Source organism: Neoroseomonas marina (assembly GCF_012927745.1).
GTDB lineage: Bacteria > Pseudomonadota > Alphaproteobacteria > Acetobacterales > Acetobacteraceae > Neoroseomonas > Neoroseomonas marina.
Map to the genome: position 1 here is coordinate 213,361 of NZ_JABBKX010000003.1, position 13,205 is coordinate 226,565.

13 protein-coding genes are annotated in these 13,205 nt (G+C 71.0%); 3 read left to right on the top strand and 10 right to left on the bottom strand.

From position 1 onward, the window contains the following. Positions 1–44: 44 nt before the first annotated feature. Complete coding sequence (locus GWK16_RS11080) at positions 45–1,154, top strand: glycosyltransferase family 2 protein (RefSeq protein WP_170054029.1); 1,110 nt, start codon at positions 45–47, stop codon at positions 1,152–1,154. Between the two features lie 9 nt (positions 1,155–1,163). Here GWK16_RS11080 and GWK16_RS11085 read toward each other — a convergent pair whose 3' ends face one another. The 4 genes from GWK16_RS11085 to GWK16_RS11100 form a co-directional block, all read right to left on the bottom strand. Beyond that, complete coding sequence (locus GWK16_RS11085) at positions 1,164–2,300, bottom strand: DegT/DnrJ/EryC1/StrS family aminotransferase (RefSeq protein ID WP_170054030.1); 1,137 nt, start codon at positions 2,298–2,300, stop codon at positions 1,164–1,166. A 13-nt stretch (positions 2,301–2,313) separates the two neighbouring features. Further along, positions 2,314–3,306, bottom strand: coding sequence for an NAD-dependent epimerase/dehydratase family protein (locus GWK16_RS11090; protein ID WP_170054031.1), 993 nt, complete (start codon positions 3,304–3,306; stop codon positions 2,314–2,316). A gap of 183 nt (positions 3,307–3,489) precedes the next feature. Beyond that, positions 3,490–4,446: an ion channel gene (locus GWK16_RS25705; RefSeq protein WP_211187323.1), complete on the bottom strand. Its 957-nt coding sequence runs from the start codon at positions 4,444–4,446 to the stop codon at positions 3,490–3,492. Next, positions 4,443–4,799 carry a RidA family protein gene (locus GWK16_RS11100; RefSeq protein WP_170054032.1) on the bottom strand — a complete coding sequence of 119 codons (357 nt, stop codon included), beginning with the start codon at positions 4,797–4,799 and terminating at the stop codon, positions 4,443–4,445. Before GWK16_RS11100 ends, GWK16_RS25705 begins: the two co-directional genes overlap by 4 nt. Positions 4,800–4,855: 56 nt before the next feature. Here GWK16_RS11100 and GWK16_RS11105 point away from each other — a divergent pair, with 56 nt between their 5' ends. After that, complete coding sequence (locus tag GWK16_RS11105; RefSeq protein ID WP_170054033.1) at positions 4,856–5,368, top strand: YqhA family protein; 513 nt, start codon at positions 4,856–4,858, stop codon at positions 5,366–5,368. A gap of 248 nt (positions 5,369–5,616) precedes the next feature. Next, the gene (locus GWK16_RS11110) at positions 5,617–6,267 is read left to right on the top strand and encodes a hypothetical protein (RefSeq protein ID WP_170054034.1); all 651 of its coding nucleotides are present in this window, start codon (positions 5,617–5,619) and stop codon (positions 6,265–6,267) included. 3 nt (positions 6,268–6,270) lie between these two features. Here GWK16_RS11110 and GWK16_RS11115 read toward each other — a convergent pair whose 3' ends face one another. The 6 genes from GWK16_RS11115 to iolG all read right to left on the bottom strand — a co-directional run bounded on the left by GWK16_RS11115 (position 6,271) and on the right by iolG (position 13,157). After that, positions 6,271–7,317 carry an ABC transporter ATP-binding protein gene (locus GWK16_RS11115; RefSeq protein WP_170054035.1) on the bottom strand — a complete coding sequence of 349 codons (1,047 nt, stop codon included), beginning with the start codon at positions 7,315–7,317 and terminating at the stop codon, positions 6,271–6,273. Further along, complete coding sequence (locus GWK16_RS11120) at positions 7,314–9,485, bottom strand: ABC transporter permease subunit (RefSeq protein WP_170054036.1); 2,172 nt, start codon at positions 9,483–9,485, stop codon at positions 7,314–7,316. Before GWK16_RS11120 ends, GWK16_RS11115 begins: the two co-directional genes overlap by 4 nt. A 6-nt stretch (positions 9,486–9,491) precedes the next feature. Then, complete coding sequence (locus GWK16_RS11125; protein ID WP_170054037.1) at positions 9,492–10,526, bottom strand: ABC transporter substrate-binding protein; 1,035 nt, start codon at positions 10,524–10,526, stop codon at positions 9,492–9,494. Positions 10,527–10,606: 80 nt separating this feature from the next. Further along, positions 10,607–11,383: an inositol monophosphatase family protein gene (locus GWK16_RS11130; RefSeq protein WP_170054038.1), complete on the bottom strand. Its 777-nt coding sequence runs from the start codon at positions 11,381–11,383 to the stop codon at positions 10,607–10,609. Further along, positions 11,380–12,162, bottom strand: a complete 783-nt coding sequence (locus GWK16_RS11135) for an SDR family oxidoreductase (RefSeq protein WP_170054039.1) — start codon at positions 12,160–12,162, stop codon at positions 11,380–11,382. The genes GWK16_RS11130 and GWK16_RS11135 overlap by 4 nt, the downstream gene beginning before the upstream one ends. Continuing rightward, entirely contained in the window at positions 12,159–13,157 is a 999-nt protein-coding gene (gene iolG, locus GWK16_RS11140; RefSeq protein ID WP_170054040.1) for an inositol 2-dehydrogenase, read from the bottom strand. Before iolG ends, GWK16_RS11135 begins: the two co-directional genes overlap by 4 nt. Positions 13,158–13,205: the final 48 nt, after the last annotated feature.

A 13,205-nucleotide genomic window follows, 5' to 3' on the forward strand; every position in this document is an offset into this window, starting at 1 on the left:
CCCGATACCTGTCCCGCGCCGCGCTTTCGCGCGAGACTGGCGCCATGCCCGCTCCCGACCTGAATCCGCGGCCCGCGCTCTGCCCCCGCGCGCCGATCGCCGATCTTGCGCCCATCGTCCCGCAGCCGAGCGTCGCCATCGTCATGCGCACGCGGGACAGGCCCCTGTTCCTGCCGCGCGCCATCGCGAGCGTGGCGGCGCAGGACTGGCCCCACTGGCATCTCTACGTGGTGAACGACGGGGGCGATCCCGGGCCGGTCGATGCGATCCTCGCCACGGCGCTGCCGCCGGGCCGCGCGACAGCCCTTCATCTCCCCGATCGGCACGGCATGGCGCGCGCGGCCAATGCGGCGCTGCACCGAGCGGTGGAGGATCTCGTCGTCGTCCATGACGACGATGATTCCTGGGAGGCCGGCTATCTGTCGGCGACCGCCACCTTCCTCGCGGACCCGGCGCAGGCGCGTTTCGTCGGCGTGTCCACCGGCTGCACGCTGATCGAGGAACGGATCACGGACGACGGGCCCGAAACGGTGCGGCGCCACGCCTGGCCGCATGCCCGCGGCACCGTCGACCTCCGGCGCGCCGTCGTGGACCTGCAATTGCCACCGATCGCGCTGACCTTCCGCCGCGCCGCCCTGGATGCCACGGGCGGGCAGAGCGAGGCGTTGACGCACCTCGCCGACCTCGAATTCCTCCATCGGCTGCTGCTGCTGGGGGATATCGGGTTCATCGACCGTCCCCTCGCCAATTACCACCTCCGGCAGCGCGGCACGCACGGCGCCGCGGGCAATTCGGTCGTCGAGCAGGTGTCGGAGCGCGCCGAACAGGCGCTGATGCTGCGCAACGCGACGCTGCGCGGCGCGCTGACGCGCGAGCCGGAACGGCTGGGCCTGCTTCAGCCACTCCTGATGGCCATCGAGGAAAACCGACAAGCGCTGGATGAACGCCTCGCCGCGATCGAGGCGCTGTGCGCGGAACAGGCGCGCCTTCTCGCGGCGACGCAGGATCTGGTCGAGTGCCAGGGCGCCCTGCTGCGCGATGTCGCGGCGCGGCAGGCCGAGGCGATGCGGCCCGGTCCGTTCGGGCGCGCCTGGGACGCCCTGCTGCCCGCGCGCCGCGTCGTCGCGCGGATGCGCGGGCGCGTCGGCGCCTGAACGGGCGGATCAGAGCGCCTTCAGCGCCGCGCAGATCCGCTCCACCTGCGCATCCGTGAGCTCAGGATACATCGGTACGCTGAGCACTTCCTGCGAGGCCTTGGCCGTCTCGGCGCAGCCGGCCGGGCCGAGCGGCGTGCGGTCCTTGTAGGCCGACTGCAGATGCACGGGCACGGGGTAGTGGATGCCCGTCCCGATCCCCTGCGCCTTCAGCTTCGCCTGCACGTCGGCGCGATTCTCGGTCCGCAGCACGTATTGATGGAAGACGTGTTCCGCGCCCGGTCGGCGGGCGGGCGGCGCGATCGGGCCGCCGGCGAGGGCCTCGTCATAGGCCGCGGCGATGGCGCGGCGGCGCGCATTGCCGGCGTCGAGCGCCGTGAGCTTCACGCGCAGAATGGCGGCCTGCACCTCGTCGAGGCGCGAGTTCACGCCGACCATGCTGCTGACGTAGCGCTCGCGCCAGCCATACTGGCGGATGGCCGCGATCCGCTCGGCCAGTTCGGCGTCCGCAGTCGACAGCACGCCGCCATCGCCGAGCGCGCCGAGGTTCTTGGTGGGGTAGAGGCTGTACGCCGCGGCGGTGCCGATGGTGCCGAGCTTCCGCCCGTCGAGCGTCGCGCCATGGCACTGGGCACAATCCTCGATGAGCGGGATGCCGGCCGCGCTCGTCGCGTCCAGCATCGGACCGAGGTCGCAGGCCTGGCCGTAGATGTGCACCGGGATCACCGCCTTGATCGGCGGCAGGCCGGGCGGCGGGTCCTCGAGCACCGAGACGAGCTCGTCGGCATCCATGGTGTAGGTGTCGGGATCGATGTCGAGCAGCAGCGGCGTCGCGCCGACCATCTCGACCGCCGCGACGGTGGCGACCGCGGTGTGGGAGACGGTCGCGACCGTCATGCCCGGCCCGATGCCGAGGCCCCGCAGGACCAGCGCGATCGCGTCCGTGCCGTTGGCGCAGCCGACGGCGTGCTGACCGGCACCGAGCCAGGCGGCGTATTCCTGCTCGAAGGCCGCACCCTCCTTGCCGAGGATGTACCAGCCGCTGTCGAGGGCGCGGGCGACGGCGGCGTCGATCTCGGCCTTCTGCGCGCGATAGCCGGCGCCGGGGTCGGCCTGGGGGATCATCGTCATGGTGGGCGCGTTCATCTTGGGTGATGCCTTACAGGTAGTCGGCGAGGCGCGGACGATACCACGCGAGCGAGCGGCGCAATCCCTCGTCCAGGTCGACCTTCGGGGCCCAGCCTGAAGCATTTCGGAAGGCACGGTCGTCGGCGGCGTAGGAGCCGATGTCGATCGGTGCGCGATCGGCCGGGAACTCCTTGGTGACGAAATCCCCCTGCCCGCCATTGGCGGCGATCAGGCGTCGCGCGAGGTCGAGCAGCGAGGTCGGCGGACTGCCGCCGATGTTGAAGACCTGCCCCGAAAGCGCTGGTTCTGCAGCTTTTTCGGCGGCGATCAGGAACGCCTCGGTGACGTCCTCGACATAGGTCAGGTCGCGGAGTTGCTCGCCGCCCCAGACTTCGAAGGCTTCGCCTTCCAGCACGCGGCGGATCCAGATGCCGAGGAAGGTCTGCCGCGCGTCCCGGATGCGCAGGCGCGGCCCGTAACAATTCGTCAGGCGCAGCGAGACCACCGGCCGGTGATGCACGCGCTGTTCGAGCAACCAATACTGCTCGCCCGCCCATTTCGAGACGCCGTTGGCATCCGGGGGGTTCACGGGATGGAATTCGTCGACCGGCAGGCTCCGGGGGCGGCCATAGAACTGGCGGGTGGAGGCGTGGACGACCGTCGCCTTCGGCGCGACGTCCCGCATCACGCCGATCAGGCGGACCTGGGCCACCGCGTTGATGGCGATGTCGGCCACGGGGTCCTTCTGCCCGCCCATGTGGCTGGTCTGGGCGGCCATGTTGAACAGGACGTCCACGCCCTCGCAGAGCGAATGGAGTTCGGTGTCCCGGATGTCGCCGCGCACCAGCAGCACCCCCGCGCCTTCCAGGTTGCGGGCGGTCGCCCCGCCATCGGGCATCATCGCATCGAGCGCCGTCACGCGGGCGCCGTGGGCGGCGAGCGCATGGCACAGGTTCGAGCCCAGGAAGCCTGCACCACCGGTGACAAGCACCCGTCGGCCGCGCCAGAAACCCGCATCGCTCATGCTTCAGCCTTCCAGGAGACAGGGACACATTCTGCCCCGGATTGCGGCGGAATGAGGCCGGCGCCGCGGCAGCCTTGAGTGCGCCCGGCGGACATCGGACCGTCCGGGCTGCAGTGGTTCCACAGTGTCCGGACCGGGCGGTCAAGCCCATGCGGACGGACGCCGTGCACGACGGCGGCGGTCCTAGTCGACGGGCGGGCCGGGCCGACGCACCGGCTCGCCCGCCAGCACGCGCCGGCTGCGCATGATCTCGGCGAAGCCGAAGAGCAGCAGCACCTGGCCCAGGATCACCTGAAGCGAGGCCAGCAATCGGATGCCGTCGTCATGCGGGGTCACGTCGCCGTAGCCCACCGTCGCCTGGGTGACGAGGCTGAAATAGAGCGCATCCGGGAAGGGCAGCGGCACGGGCCCCTGCGGTCCATGAAACAGCGCATGCATCGAGAGGCCCTGCGCGATCCGGTAGAGGCAGGCGAAGACGATCACCAGCATGGCGTACATCGCGAGGAAGGCGACCACCGGCACGAGCATGCGGGAGGCGCGGCCGGCCAGTTCCTCCGTGATCAGCGCCATGTCGGTCAGCAGCAGCACGACGCCACGCACCGAGGCCGCGACCACGATCGCGATCACGGCCATGGCGAGGATCAGGGCCGTGCCCTGCTCGAAGACCGGCAGGCGGTTCACCGGCAGGGCCAGCGAGAAGGCGCCGACGGACCAGACCGGGATCAGCCAGCGCGCCATGCGCGGCAGGTGGCCAAGGTCGAAGGGATGCTCGGCTTCGGCGACCAGGCGCAGGGATCGCCGGCGCCGCCAGACCGCAAGCAGGAAGGCGACGACGGGCAGAAGGAAGGCCACCGCCCGGGCCGGGCCGGGCGCGTCCGGAAAGGCGGCCCGGCCCATGACGGCGAACAGGCAGGCATAGACGGCCAGGCCGGCGCTGGTCCCGAACGCGAAATGCAGACCGTGCGGGAACAGCAGATAGAGAGTGCCGAGCCCGAGGGCCGCGACACCGATGACGAGGAAGGGAAAGAGCGTGCCCTGGTCGGCCACGCCGCCGGCGACGAGCAGGCCGAAGCCCAGCGTCATGATGACCGAGCGGAACCACCCCTCGGGCAACCGGCGGCGCAGGCCGGTCGGTGTCACGCCGCCGGGGCCAGCGCGACGCCGGTGATCTCGACTTTCCAGGCCGGATCGACCAGCGGCGCCTGGATCGTCATGCGCGCCGGCTTGTGGGCGGGATCGAGCCAGGCATCCCAGGCGCGGTTCATCGCCGGGGCGTCCCGGATGTCGGCCAGCACCACCTGGATGCTGACCAGGGCGCGCTTGTCGGTCCCGGCTTCGGCGAGCAGGGCGTCGATCTGGCGGAGGATGTCCGCGGTCTGGCCCTCGGCGTCGAGGGTGGCGTCATCGGCGACCTGGCCGGCGAGCCAGACCATGCCGCCCGCCACCACCGCGCCCGAGAGACGCTGTTCTTCCGCGATACGCCGGATCGCCATGCGAATGTTCCTCCTGCCATATGAATGCGTCATAAGCCGCAGCGGAGGTTCCCCCGATGCGGCCGATTCTCGCCAACCTCATTCTAACCAGCCGCTGGATCGCGGCGATCTTCCTGCTCGGCCTGACCGCGGCGCTGGCGCTCTTCGCCGTCCGCTACGTCGCCAAGGTGGCGAAGTTCGGCATGACCGTCTTCAGCTCGCCGCAGGACCAGGCGCTGCTGGACCTGCTCCATATCCTCGACTGGACGCTCGTTTCCGCCCTGGTGGTCATGGTGATCCTGGCGTCCTGGGACAGCCTCGTCTCGCCCTTCGACCCCGAGAGCAAGGCCTCGGGCATCGCCTGGGAGCGCAAGCTGGATCCGGGCAACCTCAAGGTGAAGCTCGCCGGTTCGATCGTCGCGATCTCGTCCATCCAGTTGCTGCAGATGTTCCTGCGGGCGGATGTCTACTCGGACCGGACCCTGGCCTGGGCGGTCGGGCTGCACGGCGTCTTCCTCGCGGGCGCCCTGATCCTCGCGATCACCGACCGGGTCTCGGCGGCATCCGTCGGGCGCGACGGGAAGGATTGACGCGCGTCATGCCAGCGTGAAGGCCGCGCGAAGAAAGGTGCGTCAATTCCGGACTCAATAGAGCGCGTTACCATCCCGATCTCAGAAATTGGTTGAAGAAAAGCCCCGAATAGGGCCGGATGATTCGCGTTTTTCCTTCGTCAAAAAACCATTGGTTGGCCCGTGAGGGGATGGTTTCCACTTGCCGGGTGCGGTGGGACACAACTTAATTCGCCCATAGGTTGATTAACGGGTGATGAATTCCTGCCATGAGCGAGATCCGCCGTTTCGAGCGACGCCCCGCACGGCTCGACAACATTGTCCGCGACCGTCTGAAGGCCTGGCCCCAGCGGCCGCCGGGGGCGCCGACCCTCGGCAGCGGCGGGGCCTGGCTGCGGGGGCGGCCCTGTGACGGCGAACCCGTCGCGCAGCCCTATCTGAAGATCCCTGGCTCCGACCGGATGCGCACGATACCCGACGGGCTGTGGCTGCATTTCGGCGGCACGCCGGAGGATCCCTATGCGGACATCCTCTGCATCGAGGCCTGCTCGACCTTCCAGAACCTGCTGGACAAGCGGTCGCGCTTCGCGCCCTCGACCATCGCGATGCTGGCGCATTGCCCGCTCGCCTGGCTGCTGGCGCCGCTGCAGGCAGGCGATGCGACGCCGCGATGGCACATCATCCCCTTCGTCGCGAGCGAGCCGACGGCGCCGATCACCGTGCCGGTGCGCGATCTGCGGGTGCTCTATGGGTTGCAGCGAGATCAGTATGACGGCTTCGCCCGCCATCAGGTGCCGCATCCGCACGAATACTTCTGCCCGATGGAGGCGCTGACGGCGCATGAAGGCCACCGGAACCCGGCCATGCAGTCGCTGCTGGCGCGGGCCTCGGCGGCCTCGGCCTTCATGGATCCGCCGTGACGATCAGGCGCGGAGCGGGATGATCCGCTCGAGTCGGCAGGCGACGGCGGCGCCTTCTGCCCAGGCCTCGGCCGAGGCGGGGGTAACGACGAACAGCGCGCCGGCGTCGGTGTCGACCTCGTATTCGCGGGTCTGGCCGAGGAAGGCAGCGCGGCGGACACGGCCGGGGAGACCCGGCTCCTCCGGTGGGGCGAGGCGGATCGCCTCGGGCCGCACGGCGAGCGCCGCGGTGCCCGGCGGATGGTCGCGCATCGCGGCGTCGAGCACCACGCCACCGATGGCCACACAACCCCGGCCGTCCGCGGCGGAGAGCACCTCGCCCTGGAGGACGTTCGCCTCGCCCATGAAGTCGGCGACGAAAGCGTCGGCCGGCGCGTCATAGAGCTCGATTGGCGTGCCCTTCTGGGCGATGCGGCCGTCCTTCATCACCACCACCAGGTCGGAGACGGCGAGCGCCTCCTGCTGGTCATGGGTGACGTAGACGACCGAGAGGCCCAGACGCTTCTGCAGGTCGCGGATGTCCTCCCGCACGCGGCGGCGCAGGCGGGCGTCGAGGTTCGACAGCGGTTCGTCGAACAGCAGCACCTTGGGGCGCAGCACCAGGGCGCGGGCGACGGCGACACGCTGCTGCTGGCCGCCCGAGAGTTCCGCCGGCAGCCGTGCGCCGAGGCCCTCGAGGCCAAGGGTCTTCAGCATGGCGGTGGCGTCCGCCTCGGCCGCCTGTCGCCGGGCGCCGCCGACCACGAGGCCGTAGGCGACGTTCTCCAGCACGTTCATGTGCGGGAACAGCGCGTAGGACTGGAACACCATCGCGATGCGGCGCTCGGCCGCGGCGAGGCGCGAGACGTCCCTGCCCTCGATCTCGATCCGCCCGGCGGTCGGCAGCTCGAGCCCGGCGACCAGGCGCAGCGTGGTGGTCTTGCCGCAGCCCGAGGGGCCCAGCAGCGTCACCAGCGCGCCCTGCGGCAGGTCGAAGGAGACGTCGTCGACGGCGCGGACCACGCCGAAGGCCTTGGTCACGCGTTCGAAGCGGATGGCAGCGTCCGTCATGCGACGAGGTTCCCGGCAGGGGCGGCGCGGCGGCCGATCTGGGCGCGGCCGACCAGACGCTCGATGCCGAGCACCACGGCGAGCATCACCACGATCAGCACCGTGGAATAGGCGATGGCGAGGGCCATCTCGCCGGCTTCCACCCGCCCGACGATGTAGACGGTGGCGAGGTTGTGCCGCGCCGAGACGAGGAAGATCACTGCCGAGACCGCTGTCATGGCATGGACGAAGGAATAGGCGAGGGCCGCGACGATGGCCGGGCGCAGGAGCGGCAGCACGACGCGGCGCAGCGTCTGCAACGCCCCGGCACCCATGGTGGCCGAGGCCTCGTCGAGCGACTTGTCGATCTGCGCGAGGGCGGCGATGCCGCCGCGCACGCCGACCGGGAGGTTCCGGAACACGAAGCAGAGGACGAGGATCAGCGCCGTGCCGGTCAGTTCGATCGGCGGTTCGTTGAAGGCCATGATGTAGGAGACGCCGACGACCGTGCCCGGAATGGCGAAGGACAGCATGGTCAGGAATTCGAGCGTCCCGCGCCCGGGGAAGGATTGCCGTGCCAGCAGCCAGGCGAGCAGGATCCCGAGCCCGGCGGTGATCGGGGCAGAGATCGCCGCGACCTCGACGGTGGTGAACAGGCTGTCCCAGGCGGAACCGCGGAAGGCCATGCCGTCCTGCCATTCGACGGCGAAGCCGGTCAGGATGTGGCGCCAGGTGAATTCCATGTCGCCGCGGCCGATGTCATGGACGAAACCGCCGATGAGGATGATGCCGTAGACCGCGGCGGTGAAGGCCATCCAGGGCCAGGCGACGCTGCCGCAGGCGAGGCGCAGCCCGCGCGGCAGCGGCGCCGGGACGCCAGCATCCCCCTTCCCCGTCACCGTCGTGTAGCGGCGGCGCCCGAGCCAGAGGGATTGCAGCGCGAAGGCGCCGAAGGTGAGTGCGAGCAGCAGGATCGCGAGCGCGGCCGCCCGCCCCGGTTCGTGGCGCGCGCCGGCGATGGCGAAGAAGATGCGCGTCGAGAGCACGTCGAAATCGCCCCCCAGCACGAGGGGATTGCCGAAATCCGCGAGGCTCTCGACGAAGCCGAGCAGCAGGCAGGCCGCGACCGCGGGACGCAGCAGCGGCCAGGTGACGGTACGGAAGACGGTGAAGCGGCGCGCACCCATGGTCAAGGCCGCTTCCTCGAGCGAGGGACCGATAGCGCGCACGGCACCTTCCAGCAGCACGAAGGCGATCGGCGCCTGGGAGAGTACCTGGGCCAGCAGCACCCCGGGCAGACCGTAGATCCATCGGCTGCGTGGGATGTCGAACCATTCCCACAACGCCGTCGTGACCAACCCGGTGCGCCCGAACAGCACGATCAGCGCCAGGGATACGACGAAAGGCGGCGTGATCAGCGGCAGCATCGTCATCGCGCGGAAGGCTGGCTGCGCCCGCACGCCCCCGCGGGCGGAGAGCAGCGCGAAGGCGAGGCCGATCAGGGTCGAGGAGACCGCCGCGAGGATGGCCAGCAGCAGCGTGTTCCACACCACGCCGCAACCCTGGTGGCTGGTGACGCAGGCGAGGCTCCAGGCCTCGGGCGCCGCGAGCCGCGCGGCGAGCGCGCTCGGGGCGAGGTGCCCGTCCTCCACCGCCGCCGCGGACAGGATGACGAGCAGCGGCACGAAGACGAACAGCAGCAGCAGCGCGCCGCTGCCCACCACCAGGAAGGCGATGAAGGCATCGCCGCCGAAACGCCCGCGCTGTGCGAGGCCCGCAGCGATCAGCCCGATCGCCGCCGCCAGAACCAGCGCCCCGCCCCAGCCGAGCGCCTGTTGCGCAGGCGGTGCGCCGAGCAGCGGCGCGAGCCAGCCCCAGCGCAGGCCGCGCAACCCGATCGCATGGCCCTGGAGCAGCACAAAGGCGAGCAGCGCGAAGCCCACAGCGGCCAGGAGGCCGCCCGATGCGCGGCCCGGCAAAAGCGGGATCGCCGCAAAGCCGAGCAACCCGACCACCGGCCAGAGCCACCAGCGCGACCCGTCGAGCAGCAGGGCGAGCAGCGGCGCCGCGTCGCCGCCCGGCCAGGCAGAGAGGGCGTCCACCCCGCCTTCCACGCCATGCCAGGGCGCCAGCAGCAGGCCGATCAGGCCCGCCGCCAGCGCCAGGCGCCCGAGCGCCAGCGCCCCCACGCGGGGTCAGCGCGCGCCGGCGCGGACCTCCCGTTCCCAGCGTGTCAGCAGGCGGGTGCGTTCCTCCGCGCTGCCCCAGCGGGCGAAGTCGTAGTCGATCAGGCGGACATCCTCGAAGCGCGGGGCCTGGGGCGGGATGGGCGAGGCGCGGTTCGAGGGCAACTGGAAGGAATTGGCCGTGCCGGCGATGGCCTGGGCCTCGGGGCTCAGCGCCCAGTCGTAGAAGCGGCGGGCGTTCTCCATGTTCCGCGCGCCGCGTACGATGGACATGGACCCGATCTCGTAGCCCGTGCCCTCGCAGGGGGCGACGATGTTCACCGGTGCCCCGGCGATCTTCTGCGTCACCGCGTCATGGAGGAAGGTGATGCCGACCAGCGTTTCCCCGGTCGCCGCCGCGCGGGCCGGCGCCGCACCGGATCGGGTGTACTGGTTCACGTTGCGATGGAGCGCGCGGAGGTAGGTGAAGGCCGGTTCCTCCCCCATCACCTGCACCAGCGTCGCCAACATCGTGTAGGCGGTGCCGGAAGTGTTGGGGTCGGCCACCTGGACCTCCCCGCGGAATTCGGGCTTGGCGAGGTCGGACCAGCAGCGCGGCGCGGCGATGCGACGGCGTTCCAGTTCCCGCGTGTTGTAGGAATAGCCGAGCGCGCCGGCATAGATGCCGACGGTGCGGAAATTGGCCTGCTCCGCCTGGCGGACGGCCCAGGGCTGGAGTTCGGGCAGGCGCGGGGAACGATATTCCTCGGTCAGGTTCTCCTGCCCCGCCTGCATGTGCGGATCGCCCGTGCCGCCCCACCAGACGTCGCCGCGGGGGTTCGACGCCTCGGCGCGGATCTGCGTCAGGGTCTCGCCGGAGGATTTGCGCGTCATGGCGACACGGACGCCGGTGGCGCGCTCGAAGGCGGCCATCATCGGGCGGCACCATTCCTCCTGCACCGAGCAATAGACCGTCAGGCTGCCCTGGGCCCGCGCCGCACCCGGCATGACGGCGGCCAGGATGCCGGCGGCAAAGGCGAAGGCGGCGGAACGGCGTGACGCCATGACGTTGGATCCTCCCATCCGGCGGCCTGTCCCGGCCGCTCGGCGTGTCGTGTCGAGTAACGCGCGACTTCGCGCCGCGTTCAAGCCTCCATCAGTGCCGCGAGGGTCGCGCCCAGCGCCGGCGCGCCGACGCCGACAAGATTGCCCGCGGCGAGCCAGTCGCCGCTGTCGAAGCCGTTGGTCCAGCAGCCGGCCTCCCGCGCGATGACCATCGCCGCGGCGGCGTCCCAGGCATTGATGTGCAGTTCGAGATAGGCGTCGATCCGACCGGCAGCGGCCTCGACCAGGCCAAGCGCGCCGGAGCCGCCCGAGCGCAGCCCGGCGCCGAGATCCGTGACGCGCCGCGCCATGGCGTGAAAGCGCGCCATGGGCACGCGCAGCGACCAGCCGCATTCAATGATGGCGCGGCCAATATCGGTGGTCGGCGCGGCGCGGATCGGGACGCCGTTGAGCGTGGCGCCATGCCCCTCGGCGGCGGCGAAGACCTCGGCCGGCGCGTGGCGGGCGATGGCGCCGGCGACGGCACGGCCACCCATGACCAGGCCGATCGAGACGCACCAGCGGTCGCTGCCGCGCGCGAAGTTCGAGGTGCCGTCGATCGGGTCGAGCACCCAGAGCGGACCGGTGCCGTCCGCCGCGCCGCCCATCTCCTCGCCGAGGATCGCCTCGCCGGGGAAGTCCTGCGCCAGGCGGTCGCGGATGAAGCGCTCGGTGGCGCCGTCGGCCTCGGTGACGAAGTCCTGCGCCCCCTTGAGGCTGGCGACGCCGCCGCCCTCGGCCCGCATGCGCGACGCGAGGGCAGCCGCCTCCACGGCGATGGCGGCGGCCGCGTCGCGGCGGCGGGCGAGGTCACTCATCCATAGGCTCCCATCACGTTCTGGTCGAAGTCGATCAGCGCGCCGGTCATCATCGCGGCGGCATCGGAGAGCAGGTAGACGGCGAGGCCCGCGACGTCCCGCGGTTCGATGAGCCGGCCGAAGGGTTGGGCAGGCGATGCGCGGGCGAGCCAGTCGGGCGGATGGCCGTCGCGGGCCTGGATGGCGTGCTCGCCCGGCGTGTCGGCCCAGCCGAGGTTGATGCCGTTCACCCGGATGCAGTCGGCGCGGAGGGCATGCGCCGTGTTCTTCGTCAGCGTCGCGAGCGCACCCTTCGAGGCCGCATAGGCCGTCAGGAAGGGCTGGCCGCCATGGCTCGACATGGTGATGACGTTGACGATGGCGCCCGGGCGCTTCAGCGCCTTCAGCCGGCGCACCATCGCCTGGGTCAGGATGAAGGGCGCGCGGGCGTTGACGGCGAACAAGCGGTCCCAGAGTTCGACGCTGGTGTCGATGATGGTGCCGCGGTCGGTCAGGCCGGCCGCATTGACCAGGGCGTCGACCGGGCCGAGGGCGGCTTCGGCCTGGTCCACGATGCGCGCGGTGGCCTCGGCGTCGGCGAGGTCGGCCGGGATGAAGGCCGCGGGCACGCCCAGCGAGTCGGCGACGGCCCGCCCGCGCGCCACGTCGCGGCCGGTGATGGCGATGCGCGACGCGCCCGCTTCCGCAGCGGCGCGGGCGATGCCCTCCCCGATGCCCTGGGTGCCGCCGGTGACGAGGACGACGCGGCCCTGCAGCGAGACCTCCGGCAGGGCGTTCATCCGATCTCGCTCACCTTCACCGGGCGGTTCTCGCGCAGGGAGCGCAGCGCCGCCTCGGCCAGGACCAGGGCCTGGCGGCCATCCTCGGCGCCGACCGGCATCGGCGTCCGCTGCGTCACGGCCGCGATGAAGGCGGCGAGCTCGATCCGGTAGGCATCGGCATAGCGCTCGAGGAAGAAATGCAGCGGCTTCTCGGTGGTCACCGCATCGGCGTCGGCCTGCTCGACCGTGGTCGGCACCCGGTTGCCGGCGATCAGGCGGCCCTTGCTGCCATGGACCTCGACGCGCTGGTCGTAGCCATAGGAAGCGCGGCGGGAATTGTTGATGTGCGCCATGCGGCCCGAAGCGGTGCGCAGCAGCACCATGCAGGAATCGATGTCGCCCACCGCCGCGACCGCCGGATCGACCAGGGCAGCGCCGTAGGCGAAGACCTCGGTCGGCTCCTCGCCCAGCATCCAGCGCGCCATATCGAAGTCGTGGATGGTCATGTCGCGGAACTGGCCGCCGGAGACCTTCAGGTAGTCGACCGGCGGCAGGCCGGGGTCGCGGCTGGTGACGACGACCTGCTCGACCGCGCCGATCGCGCCGGCGCCGATGCGACGATGGAGCTCCGCGAAGGACGGGTCGAAGCGGCGGTTGAAGCCGACCAGCATCGGCACGCCGGCGGCGCGGACAACGTTCAGGGCCTCGTCCACGCGCGTCAGGGAAAGGTCGATCGGCTTCTCGCAGAAGATGGCCTTGCCGGCCTTGGCGGCGGCGATGACCAGGTCGGCATGGGTGTCCGTGGAGGAGGCGATGATGACGGCGGCCACCGCGGGATCGCGAAGCGCCGTCACGGCATCGGATGCCTGCGCGCCGTGGCGTGCGGCGAGGGTCGCAGCCGCAGCTTCGTGAACATCGACGATATGGGCGAGCCGGGCGGCACCGCTCGCGGCGAGATTGGCGGCATGGATGGCGCCGATGCGCCCGGCGCCGAACTGCGCGAAGACCAGCATGTCCTTCCCTCCGGGGCCGGTGCTTGTGGCCCTCGCCGTCCATCCGTA

Bases quoted from the DNA above. Each gene is read 5' to 3' on its own strand.
- GWK16_RS11115 (WP_170054035.1), bottom strand. From the start codon at position 7,317: ATGACGGACGCTGCCATCCGCTTCGAACGCGTGACCAAGGCCTTCGGC.
- GWK16_RS11085 (WP_170054030.1), bottom strand. From the start codon at position 2,300: ATGAACGCGCCCACCATGACGATGATCCCCCAGGCCGACCCCGGCGCC.
- GWK16_RS11105 (WP_170054033.1), top strand. From the start codon at position 4,856: ATGCGGCCGATTCTCGCCAACCTCATTCTAACCAGCCGCTGGATCGCG.
- GWK16_RS11135 (WP_170054039.1), bottom strand. From the start codon at position 12,162: ATGAACGCCCTGCCGGAGGTCTCGCTGCAGGGCCGCGTCGTCCTCGTC.
- GWK16_RS11080 (WP_170054029.1), top strand. From the start codon at position 45: ATGCCCGCTCCCGACCTGAATCCGCGGCCCGCGCTCTGCCCCCGCGCG.
- iolG (WP_170054040.1), bottom strand. From the start codon at position 13,157: ATGCTGGTCTTCGCGCAGTTCGGCGCCGGGCGCATCGGCGCCATCCAT.
- GWK16_RS11090 (WP_170054031.1), bottom strand. From the start codon at position 3,306: ATGAGCGATGCGGGTTTCTGGCGCGGCCGACGGGTGCTTGTCACCGGT.
- GWK16_RS11130 (WP_170054038.1), bottom strand. From the start codon at position 11,383: ATGAGTGACCTCGCCCGCCGCCGCGACGCGGCCGCCGCCATCGCCGTG.
- GWK16_RS11125 (WP_170054037.1), bottom strand. From the start codon at position 10,526: ATGGCGTCACGCCGTTCCGCCGCCTTCGCCTTTGCCGCCGGCATCCTG.
- GWK16_RS11100 (WP_170054032.1), bottom strand. From the start codon at position 4,799: ATGGCGATCCGGCGTATCGCGGAAGAACAGCGTCTCTCGGGCGCGGTG.
- GWK16_RS11110 (WP_170054034.1), top strand. From the start codon at position 5,617: ATGAGCGAGATCCGCCGTTTCGAGCGACGCCCCGCACGGCTCGACAAC.